The 9,229-nt window shown below is 70.1% G+C and carries 8 protein-coding genes; 3 read left to right on the forward strand and 5 right to left on the reverse strand.

Annotated features, from left to right (window positions below; translation table 11 throughout):
- Positions 1-616, reverse strand: a 616-nt coding sequence (locus ACLL81_RS15065; protein ID WP_411289177.1) for a DUF2155 domain-containing protein, incomplete at its 3' end; no start/stop codon positions are given.
- 4 nt (positions 617-620) lie between these two features.
- Complete coding sequence (locus ACLL81_RS15070; RefSeq protein WP_411289184.1) at positions 621-1,016, reverse strand: NADH:ubiquinone oxidoreductase subunit NDUFA12; 396 nt, start codon at positions 1,014-1,016, stop codon at positions 621-623.
- Between the two features lie 194 nt (positions 1,017-1,210).
- On the opposite strand from ACLL81_RS15070, the gene ACLL81_RS15075 reads away from it, so the two are divergent.
- Both ACLL81_RS15075 and ACLL81_RS15080 read left to right on the forward strand, forming a co-directional pair.
- Positions 1,211-3,679: a ribonucleotide reductase gene (locus ACLL81_RS15075; RefSeq protein ID WP_411289178.1), complete on the forward strand. Its 2,469-nt coding sequence runs from the start codon at positions 1,211-1,213 to the stop codon at positions 3,677-3,679.
- 84 nt (positions 3,680-3,763) lie between these two features.
- Complete coding sequence (locus ACLL81_RS15080) at positions 3,764-4,861, forward strand: pentapeptide repeat-containing protein (protein WP_411289179.1); 1,098 nt, start codon at positions 3,764-3,766, stop codon at positions 4,859-4,861.
- A 14-nt stretch (positions 4,862-4,875) separates the two neighbouring features.
- Here ACLL81_RS15080 and aspS read toward each other — a convergent pair whose 3' ends face one another.
- Both aspS and ACLL81_RS15090 read right to left on the reverse strand, forming a co-directional pair.
- Complete coding sequence (gene aspS / locus ACLL81_RS15085; protein ID WP_411289180.1) at positions 4,876-6,654, reverse strand: aspartate--tRNA ligase; 1,779 nt, start codon at positions 6,652-6,654, stop codon at positions 4,876-4,878.
- Between the two features lie 101 nt (positions 6,655-6,755).
- Complete coding sequence (locus ACLL81_RS15090; protein ID WP_411289181.1) at positions 6,756-8,099, reverse strand: serine hydrolase domain-containing protein; 1,344 nt, start codon at positions 8,097-8,099, stop codon at positions 6,756-6,758.
- 141 nt (positions 8,100-8,240) lie between these two features.
- On the opposite strand from ACLL81_RS15090, the gene ACLL81_RS15095 reads away from it, so the two are divergent.
- Positions 8,241-8,729, forward strand: a complete 489-nt coding sequence (locus tag ACLL81_RS15095) for a pyridoxamine 5'-phosphate oxidase family protein (protein WP_411289182.1) — start codon at positions 8,241-8,243, stop codon at positions 8,727-8,729.
- A gap of 19 nt (positions 8,730-8,748) precedes the next feature.
- Here the strand turns inward: ACLL81_RS15095 and ACLL81_RS15100 are convergent.
- The coding region (locus ACLL81_RS15100) for a penicillin acylase family protein (RefSeq protein WP_411289183.1) at positions 8,749-9,229 on the reverse strand (481 nt) is incomplete at its 5' end.

The following is a 9,229-nucleotide window of genomic DNA, read 5'->3' on the forward strand; positions in this document are numbered from 1 at the left end:
AGGCGTCGTAGACCGCGTGCTCCAGCGGGTTCAGGCCCGGCGAGGCGGCGTACATCCAGCCCTTGAAGGCTTGGCGCGGGGGCGGCGACGGCTTGCCCGGCTGGGCCCGCGGCTGGCTGTCGATGGTCATGTAGACGATGGAGTCCTTCACCGCCTCGTCCGGGGCGGCGCGCTCGCAGGCCTTCACGGTGAAGATCAGCCCCTTGTAGCGGACCGGCCGGCCGACCGGCGCCTCGAAGCGCAGGGTCTCGGCGGTCACCTTGTCGATGGCCTGCAGCACGGCCACGTCGTAGCGGGCACGACGGATGACCACGGCCGGGGTCTCGGGCGGCTTGTCCTTGGGCTCGGGGGCGGCCACCACCTCCTTCTCGGAGATCGGCGGCACCAGGATTGGGGCCGGCGGCGGCACGTTGATCGGTGGGGCTTCCTCCGGCGGCGCTGCGCCGACCGGCGGGGCGACGGCCGGCGCATCCTCCGGCGGCGGCAGAGGGGTCGGCGTCGGCGGGCTGACGGGGGGTGCAGGCTGCGCGGAGACCAGGCCCGCACCGGCGATGGCGATCAGGCCAGCCAGCCAGGCGAGGCGATGAAGGGGTCGGGAAAGCGAGGGGCGCTGCACGGGCCTATTCCGGTTTCCAAGCCTCGTAGTCCCCGGTGGCGCGCTGGCGCTCGCCGCCGCGGGCCAGGGAGCCCTGCGGCTTGTAGGCGTGGATGGTGCCCGACAGGTTCGGCAGGTGCGCCTTCTCCCACGGCTTGAGGGCAAAAGGCGCCTCGGTGGGGGGCTCGACGAAGGTGTGGTGCAGCCAGCCGTGCCAGTCCGGCGAGACCTTCGAGGCTTCGGCGTAGCCGTTGTAGATCACCCAGCGGCGCTTGCGCCCGTCGTAGCTGTCGCGGGTGTCCTTGGCCTCGTAATACTTGTTGCCGAGCTCATCCTGGCCGACGAACAGGCCACGCTTGGCCACCGTGAAGTGGATGCCCATAGTGGCGCCGTTCCACCAGGTGAAGATGGTCTTGAGGATGGACACTGCGGGCTCGACTGCTGGGTGCTGGGGCGTGAACGCGGCCGGACTATAGGCGGGGCTCCGGGGAGCGTCCAGCGGCCGGGACGCCGCGCCCCTGCAACAATATGTTGGGGATGAACCCGCCTGAGACCGCAACATCTATTGATCGCCGCGGCCCTGCCCGCCTACCGTAGCCTCATGGGAGTCGGCTGATGGCGGTGTCGCGGGCGGGATGTGAGGGCCGGGTGCTGGAACAGGCGAACGGCCTGGCGCAGGTCGAGGCGCCAATCCACTGGAGCGACGCGCGGGTGGAGGCCTGGTTCGACTGGGCCGGGGGAAACCCGGACCTGCCCGCCGCCCTCGCCGAGCGCGTCGAGGAACTGACCGCCCGCGCCCAGGCCAAGGGGTTGGTCAAGGACGTCCGCGCCCGCACCCGGTTCCGCGACGCGCTCACCGAAGCCTTCCTCACCGGGGTCGTGGCCCTGAGCGTTTCGGCGCCCGTCGAACTGGCCGTGTTTGACGCCGACGACGCGGACTTCGGGGATAGTTTGCAGGCTCTGCAGGCAAACCATCGCGGCCGGGAAGCGGCTGGCGCGGCGGCCGAGGCGCTAGGCTGGCGGTTGCAGGCGGTGATGGACGCAATCGCCCGCTGCGAGGGCGACGCCGGCGCCTGCGCCGACCCGGGCCGCAACCTCAGCCTGGCCCGGGCGGCCGAGGCGGCGCGGGCGGCGGGCGCCACAGATTCCATGATCCTGGAGGCGGTCGCCCTGGCCCGGGCGGACGAGGACGCCTGGCCTGCCGCACCGATGGCCGCGATCTCTGCCCCGCAGGTGGTGGTGGGACTGACGCCCGGCGTCCCGGCCGACCGCGCAGTGGCCCTGGCGGCCTGGACCACGGGCGCGCTGACCGTCGCCACCAGCCTGGTCGGCGCCGAGGCGGTGGCCGCCCAGGTCGGCGTGGCGCGGGGCGGGGTCGACCTGATGGGCCTGTGGACTGGCCGCGCCTTCGACATCGACGCCTTTGAGGCGGCGGTAATCCTGGCCGGTCAGGCGCTGGCCGCGGCCGATGACGGGCCCGCGGTGCTAGGCCTCGCCGGCCTCGGCGACTGGCTGGTGGCCCACGGCCTGGATTTCGGCAGCTTGCCGGCCCGGGAGGCGGCGGGTGAGCTCTTCCGCACCGCCCGCCGCGCGATCGCCGCCGCGGAACTCAGCTGCGGCCTGGGCCTGTTCGACGACCCGGACCTGGCGTTGCGGCTGGGCGGACGCCTGGACGCCGCGCCCTGGGGCGGGCCGGTGGCCCTGGCCGAGACCGCCGACGGCGCCATGGTGCGGGTGCTGTCTGACGCCGCCCTGCGCGGCCTGGAGGCGCTTGGGGCGCCCGCCGGACCGGCCCGGGTCCGTCTGCTGGGCGAGCAGAGCCTGGCCGAGGCGCCCGGCGTCGATCACCGCGGCCTGACCGCCCGCGGCTTCACCGCCCACGAGATCGAAGCCGTGGAGGCCGCCCTGCCCTTCGTGACGCGGCTGGCCGAGGCCTTCGCCCCGGCGGTGATCGGCGAGGGCTTCGTCCGCGACGTGCTGGCCGCCACGCCCGACCAGATGGCCGACCCGGCCCTCGATGTCTTGGCGCTGGCCGGCTTTGCAGGCGATGAGATCGCCCAGGCCCAGGTCCACGGCCTCGGCGCCGATTGCCTTGCCGAGGACGATCCGGCCGCAGCGGCGTTCCGGACGGCGGAGGCCCTCGGCGCCGGCGCCCGTGCGGCCATGCTGGAGGGCCTTGCGCCCATCCTGGACAGTCCGCCGGTGCTGGACGTCGTCCTGCCCTGGTCGGCGACACCGGGCGATGTGCTGGCCGCCCTGGAGACCGCCACTCTCGCCGTTCGCGTGCGCCGCGCCACGCCGCCGGCCAGCCTCTCGCTGGACCTGCCGACGCCCACGGAGGGGCCCAGCCGGACCTTGCGGGAAAGCCCGCCCGAGCCGGAGGCGCGCATCGTCGAGCGGATCGTGGAACGCGACCGCACCCGCCGCAAACTCCCCGACCGCCGCAAGGGTTATATCCAGAAGGCAGCCGTGGGCGGCCACAAGGTCTACCTGCACACCGGCGAGTACGACGACGGCGAGCTGGGCGAGATATTCATCGACATGCACAAGGAAGGCGCCGCCTTCCGATCGCTGATGAACAACTTCGCCATCGCGATTTCGATCGGGCTGCAATACGGCGTGCCGCTGGATGAATTCGTGGACGCCTTCGTGTTTACCCGCTTTGAGCCGGCCGGCCCGGTCACCGGCAACGACACGGTGAAGTCGGCCACCTCGATCCTCGACTACATCTTCCGCGAGCTGGGGGTCTCCTACCTGGGCCGTGATGACCTCGCCAGCAGCGACGCCCAGGAGCTGAACGCCGACGGCCTGGGCCGTGGCAAGGCCGACGCCGCGGACGCTGCCGACGCCGAGGCGCCGCAGCCGGCCTCGCGGTTTATCTCTCGCGGATTCTCCCGCGGCGCGGCCCCGGACAACCTGGTTTTCCTGCCGGTGGCGAACCGTCCGGCGGGTCCTCTCGGGTTCGATGCCGCCGATGTCTGCGCGGCCTGCGGCGACATCGCCGTGGTGCGCAAGGGCCAGGCGATGATCTGCGAAACCTGCGGCGCGCGGGCCTCCCGCGCAGGGGAGGATCTCGGCGGCTAAGGCCCTGACAATTACCGCGAATTAAGTGGCGCCCGAGGGGGCATGGGGGCAATCAGGTCCCAGTTCCGAAGGATTGCCGCCCGGATGGCCCGCCTGAACCGCCTCTTCGCCGTCTACGCCGCCGTGCTGGTGCTTGCGCCGGCCGTCGCCAGCGCCGCCGGGCTTGGCGAGAAGGAAGTGGCCAAGATGACCTCGTTCGGCGGCGCCTGCCAAAAGTGCGAACTGTCCGGCCGCAAGCTGGTGGGCGCCCGCTTCGTCGGCGCCAACTTCGCCGGCGCGGCCCTGGTGGGCGCCGACCTGCGCACCGCCCGCTTCATCGGCTCGAACTTCTCCGGCGCGGACCTGTCGCGCGCCGACCTCTCCGACGCCGACATGATGGGCGCCAACTTCAACGGCGCGAACCTCTCCAACGCCCGCCTGCGCGCCACCGAGGCAAAGGGCGTGATGTTCGGCTCGGCCAACCTCACCCGGGCCGACCTGTCCGATGCCAAGGCCACCGGCGCCAATTTCGGCAAGGCCCAGATGCAGGGCGCCATCCTGCGCGCCGCGGAGGCCCGTGGCGGCATGTTCGGCGAGGCCGACCTCACCAAGGCCGACCTCTCCGACATCGGGGCCCAGGGCGCAAACTTCTCGAAATCCACCCTGCACGGCACGAAGCTGCGGGCGGCGGCGCTGCAGGCCGCCAACTTCACCAAGGCCTCGGCCCAGGGCGCCGACTTCCAGGACGCCGAGATGACCGGCGCGAACCTCTCCTGGGGCCGGTTCGACAAGGCCTCGTTCCGGGCCACCGAACTGCAGGCCGTCAACATGACCGGCGGCAGCTTCCACGGCGCCGATTTCCGCGACGCCGACATGCGCCGCACGGTGATTAGCGGCGCCGATCTCTCGCGCGCCCGCAATCTCGATCAGGACCAGCTCGACGGGGCCTGCGGCGACGCCAGGACCAAGGTGGCGGCCGGTCTCTACGTGAAGACCTGCAACCACGTCCGCGCGGTGGTGCGCCGGCACGACCCGCAGGCCGCCGCCCGCGCTGAAGCCGCGGCGGAAGCCCGCGCCGAGGCGAGAGCCGAAGCCGCCGAAGCGGCCATCGAAGCCCGCGCTGCGGCCCGGACCGTGGGCCGGGTGACGCCGCCTTCCCCGCCGTCTGCCCCTTCGTCGCCCTCGCCGCCGAACCCGCGCTAATTTGCGTTCGGTAGCTAGGCCTTCAGGGGCGGCGCCAGGCGGATGTGCAGCTCCTTGAGCTGCCGCTCGGCGACCTCGGCCGGCGCATTCATCATCAGGTCCTGACCTTGCTGGTTCAGCGGGAAGGCGATGACCTCGCGGATCGCCGTCTCACCGGCCAGCAGCATGACGATGCGGTCGATGCCGGGGGCGAGGCCCCCGTGCGGCGGCGCGCCGTGGCGGAAGGCGTTCAGCATGCCGCCGAACTGCTCCTCGACCACGTTGGGGCCGTAGCCAGCGATCGCGAAGGCCTTCAGCATCACGTCCGGGCGATGGTTGCGGATGGCGCCCGAGCACAGTTCGTAGCCGTTGCAGACGATGTCGTACTGATAGGCCAGGATGTCCAAGGGGTCCTTGGTCTCCAGGGCCTCCAGCTCGCCCTGCGGCATGGAGAACGGGTTGTGCGAGAAGTCGACGCGCTTCTCCTCCTCGTTCCAGTCGAACATCGGGAAGTCGACGATCCAGACGAACTCGAAGCGGTCCTCGGCCACCAGGCCAAGCTCTGTACCGACCTTGGTGCGGGCCAGTCCGGCGAACTTGTGGAACACCTTCGGATCGCCAGCCACGAAGAAGGCCGCGTCGCCGACCTTCAGGCCCAATTGCGCGCGCACCGTGTCGGTGAGCTCGGGGCCGATGTTCTTGGCGATGGGGCCGGCGGCGCCCTCCTCGCCCTCGCGCCAGAAGATGTAGCCCAGGCCCGGCTGGCCCTCGCTCTGCGCCCAGGAATTCATCCGGTCGGCGAAGGCGCGCGATCCGCCACCCGGCGCCGGGATGGCCCAAACGGCGTTCTTGGGATCTTCCAGGATGCGGGCGAACAGGCCGAAGCCCGCGCCGCGGAAGTGGTCGGAGACGTCCTGCATCTCGATGGGGTTGCGCAGGTCGGGCTTGTCGGTGCCGTACTTGGCGATGGAGTCCAGGTAAGCGACGCGCGGGAACGGGTACGGGGTCACCGTCTTGCCGTTGGCGAATTCCTCGAACACCCCGTGCATGACCGGCTCGATGGCGGCGAACACGTCTTCCTGGGTGACGAAGCTCATCTCCACGTCGAGCTGGTAGAATTCCAGGCTGCGGTCGGCGCGCAGGTCCTCGTCGCGGAAGCACGGCGCGATCTGGAAATAGCGGTCGAAGCCGGACACCATCAGCAGCTGCTTGAACTGCTGCGGCGCCTGCGGCAGGGCGTAGAACTTGGTCGGATGCAGCCTCGACGGCACCAGGAAGTCGCGGGCGCCCTCCGGCGACGAGGCCGTCAGGATCGGCGTCTGGAACTCCAGGAAGCCCTGCTCGATCATCCGGCTGCGGATCGAGTGGATCGCCTTGGAGCGCAGCACGATGTTGCGGTGGAGCGTCTCGCGGCGCAGGTCCAGGTGGCGGTTCTTCAGGCGGATTTCTTCCGGATAGTCGGGCTCGCCAAATACCGGCAATGGCAGTTCTGAGGCTTCGGACAGCACCTCGACATCGCGGACCCGGATCTCCACCTCGCCGGTGGGCAGGTTGGTATTGGCGGTCTCGGCGGAGCGGGCGACCACCTCGCCGTCCACGCGGATGACGCTCTCGGCGCGCAGGCGCTCGATGGTCTGGAAAGCCGGGGTCTCCGGGCTGATGACCAGCTGCGTCAGGCCGTAGTGGTCGCGCAGATCGATGAACACCAGGCCGCCGTGGTCGCGCTTGCGGTGGATCCAGCCGGAAAGCCGGACGGTCTGGCCGGTGTCGGCGGCGCGGAGCGCGCCGCAGGTGTGGGAGCGGTAGGCGTGCATTTTTTCTGACGAATTCGGGTGATTTGCGAGGCGCGGAAGGGCGCACGCAGGCCCGCGGATGTCAAGGCGGCGCGACCCTCGCGGGCCGCGCCGGGCCCTGCCTACTTCTCCGGATCGACCAGCGCCTGATAGGTCAGCGTCCGGGCCATGCTGCCCAGATCGTCGCCGCCGGTGCCGCCGATCCGCTGGATCATGCCCACGAAGATCACGTCGTTGGTGGGATCGACCCAGAACCAGGTGCCGGCCGCGCCGCCCCAGCTCATTGAGCCCTGACCTTCCAGCGTGCCCGCCCGGCGCGGGTCGTTGACCACCATCAGGTCCATGCCGAAGCCCACCGCCTCGTTGAAGCGCAGGCCCGCCGTGCCGTTGGAATTGACCAGCACCTCGCGCGGGATGGCGTTGGCGCCCATCAGCTCCACGGTGGCCGGCGACAGGATGCGCACGCCCTCGAGTTGGCCCTCGTTGGCCAGCATCTGGGCGAAGCGGGCGTAGTCCATGGTGGTGGAGACCAGCCCGCCGCCGCCGGATTCCATGCCGGGCGGTTGCAGGTAGGTGGGCATGTCGTTGTCGAAGACGCGCTTGGCCTCCTCGATCTTGCGGGTCTCGCGGTTGGCCACATAGACCGCGGCTAGGCGGTTCGCCTTGTTGGCCGGCACGAAGAAGGCGGTGTCGTTCATCTTCAGCGGCTTGAAAATCCGCTGGTCGAAGAACTGGCCCAGCGTCTGGCCCGACAGCTTCTCGACGATATAGCCCTGGATGTCGACGGACGAGGAATAGCGCCACGCCGTCCCCGGCTGCGAGACCAGCGGGATCTCGGCGGTGCGGGTGATCATCTCCTGCAGGCCGGCCGAGCCCAGGACCTTCTTCTCGCGGTACAGCTTGTCCACGGGATGCTCGTCCTGCAGGCCGTAGCCGAAGCCTGCCGTGTGGCTCATGATCTCGCGCAGGGTCGGCGGCCGCGCGGCGTCCACCAGGATCGGCTTCCCGGCGGCGTCGAGGCCGGTCATCACCTTGAGGTTCTTGAACTCCGGGATGTAGCGCGAGACCGGGTCGTCCAGCCGCCAGCGGCCTTCCTCGAAGAGGATCATCATGGCCACGCCGGTGATCGGCTTGGTCATCGAATAGATGCGGAAGATGGTGTCCTTGGTCATCGGTTCGCCGCTGGCCAGGCTCTTCTTGCCGTAGGTGTTGTAGCTGACGATCTTGCCGTGACGGGCCAGCAGCGTGGTCATGCCGGCCACCCGGCCGTCGGCGACCACCTTGGCCATGTAGGCGTCGAGCCGGGCCAGCCGCTGGGCGTCGAACCCGAGGGCTTCCGGGCTGGACGCCGGGACCAGGGCTGCCACCGGCGCCTTGCGGGCGGGCTGGGCGATGGCGGCCGGAGCAGGCGCCACAGCCAGCGTCACCGCCGTCAGGGCCGCGGCGAAATAGGCGCGACTGATCATCTTGGAAATCCCCCCTAAGTTATTGGCGATAGCTTAGGGGCCCCGCAGGGCGGCGCAAGCGCGGTTGCGTTTCAGCGCCGCAACGGAACGGGCGCGCGATGGCCCGCGTTATGTCGGCTACCCAACCCGCGGAGAGCGCCAATGACCACCCCTGCAGACCTCGAAGCCAAGTTCTGGAAAACCCTGAAGTCGGACCGGACGGTCATGTTGGGCCTGATCGGCGTCGAGGACGGCCTGGGCCAGCCGATGACCGCCCAGACTGAGGAAGACGGTCGCGGCCCGCTGTGGATTTTCAGCGCCAAGGACACCGACCTGGTGACCTCCCTGGGCGCCAGCCATCCGGCCACCGTCCACTTCGCCGCCAAGGACCACGGCCTGTTCGCGGCCATTGAGGGCGAGCTGACAGCCGACAACGACAGGGCCATGATCGACAAGCTCTGGAGCCCCTTCGTGGCCGCCTGGTACGAGGGCGGCAAGGACGACCCGAACCTGCAGCTGCTGCGCTTCGCGCCGGGCCGCGCGCAGATCTGGCTCAACGAACACAGCCTGTTCTCCGGGGTGAAGATGCTGCTCGGATCCGACCTGAAGAAGGACTACGCGGACAAGACCGCCGAAGTTCACCTGTCCTAGGAAAGCGCGGCGGCGCCGCTCAGCGGCGCCGCCCCTCCTCCAGAACCAACGTGGAGACCGCGCCGGCCTTCACCGCCGCTGGCGTGAAGCGCAGGTCGTCCCAGCCCTTCTGCGAATAGAGCCGGGTCTGATCGCCGAAGTTTGGCGACGCCGGGTTGGTGGACTGGGAATAGGTCAGCACGCCCTGGCTGACCGGCCCGGCGTCGGTGAACTCCACCGCCATGATCCAGCTCGACCCGTGGCGAATCTTCGCCCAGCCGATCTCGGGACGCAGGTCCACCGGCGTGATCACGTTGAAGATCCCCTCCGGCCCAGGTCCGCCGTGGATCGCGATGCGCTCCGCGCCGCGGGGCTCGGTCTGCACGGCGGCCAGCGGCGCATCCATGGGGATTTTCAGGTCGCGCAGCTGCTTCACTGCGTCGACCAGGGCCGTCATCACCTTAGGGTCGTCCACGTCGAGGGTGTTGGGCGTGCGCATGGGATCGCCGGGATCGAACGGG

Source organism: Phenylobacterium sp. (assembly GCF_046590535.1).
Taxonomy (GTDB): domain Bacteria; phylum Pseudomonadota; class Alphaproteobacteria; order Caulobacterales; family Caulobacteraceae; genus Phenylobacterium.